1 protein-coding gene is annotated in these 1,342 nt (G+C 69.4%); it reads left to right on the top strand.

Annotated elements, in window-relative coordinates:
• The first annotated feature begins 222 nt into the window (after window positions 1-222).
• Window positions 223-1,323: an IS110 family RNA-guided transposase gene (locus ABFX50_RS50555; RefSeq protein WP_379506962.1), complete on the top strand. Its 1,101-nt coding sequence runs from the start codon at window positions 223-225 to the stop codon at window positions 1,321-1,323.
• The last annotated feature ends 19 nt before the right edge of the window (window positions 1,324-1,342 follow it).

Here is a 1,342-nt window from a genome sequence, read left to right as displayed (position 1 = left end):
TTGAGGACTGTGAGACTGATGAGGCACCGCCCGACAAGCCAGGGCCTGACCCAGTTTGAGACTGGCCCGCGTGCCTTGGTGATGACCTGTCGCCCTGGCCCGGGCGGTGCCGCCGGACCAGGCGCGGATGTGTCCCCATAGGGGCCTCGCCATGTGCATCATCACAGTCCTGACCTCCTCGCCCGGCCGGTGACGACCAAGTCCCAGCCTTCGAGGAGACCCGTGAGCCGCCCCACCGACGACCACACCGCCACCGCCGACGCCGATGCGCAAGAGGAGATCGTGCTCGGCGTGGACACCCACGCCGATATACACGTCGCAGCAGTGATCACCGTCATGGGCGTGCTGACCGGCACCAGGGCGTTCCCCGCCACCGCCGACGGCTACGCGGCGCTGCTGGAATGGGCGCGCGGACACGGCCGCCTACGGCGGGCCGGCGTGGAAGGCACCAGCTCGCACGGCACAGCGCTCAACCGCTACCTGCGCCGCCACAGCCTCCAAGTCCTGGAGGTCAACCGGCCGGATCGGGCCCGTCGGCGGCGGCGCGGCAAGAGCGACGCCGTCGACGCCGAGAACGCCGCTCGAGCTGTGCTGTCGCAGGAGGCCACCGCCATCGCCAAGACCGGTGACGGCGCCGTCGAGATGATCCGCATGCTCAAAGTTGCCAAAGACTCTGCCGTCAAGGCCCGTACCCAGGCCATCAACCAGCTCCGAGCCGTCCTGATGCGCGCCGACCCGGCGCTGCGCGAGGCGCTGGCTGGTCTGGGCCCGGTCACCCTCGTCCGCACCTGTGCGAACCTGCCCGATGCCGAGCACCGCACCATCGACGACGCAGCCCGCGGCGTGCTGCGCATGCTCGCCCGCCGGATCCTGGCCCTGACCGAGGAGGCTCGCGCCCATGAGCGGTCGCTGGTCGCGATCATCTCCGAATGCGCTCCGAAGCTGCTGCAGCGGCACGGGATTGGTCCGGACACCGCCGCCGCGCTGCTCATCACCGCAGGTGACAACCCTGACCGGCTCGCCAGCGAAGCCGCCTTCGCCGCCTTGTGCGGTGTCAACCCGATCGAGGCCTCCTCCGGCAAGACCGTCCGGCACCGGCTCAACCGCGGCGGCGACCGGCGCAGCAACAGCGCCCTCTACACCATCGTCGTGACCCGCCTCGGCCGTGATGCGCGCACCCGTGCCTACGCCGAACGCCGCACTAGCGAGGGCAAATCCAAGAAAGAGATCATCCGCTGCCTCAAGCGCTACGTCGCCCGCGAAGTCTTCCCGATCATCACAGAAGCACTCTCACCTGCGCGTACTCCGTCCGCTGCGGCTTGACAAGCATAGGGGCGTCATC

The sequence above is a fragment of the Nonomuraea recticatena genome (assembly GCF_039533245.1).
Lineage (GTDB): Bacteria > Actinomycetota > Actinomycetes > Streptosporangiales > Streptosporangiaceae > Nonomuraea > Nonomuraea roseola.
The sequence above is the reverse complement of the archived record's forward strand: the minus strand, read 5'-3'. Positions and strand labels throughout refer to the sequence as shown.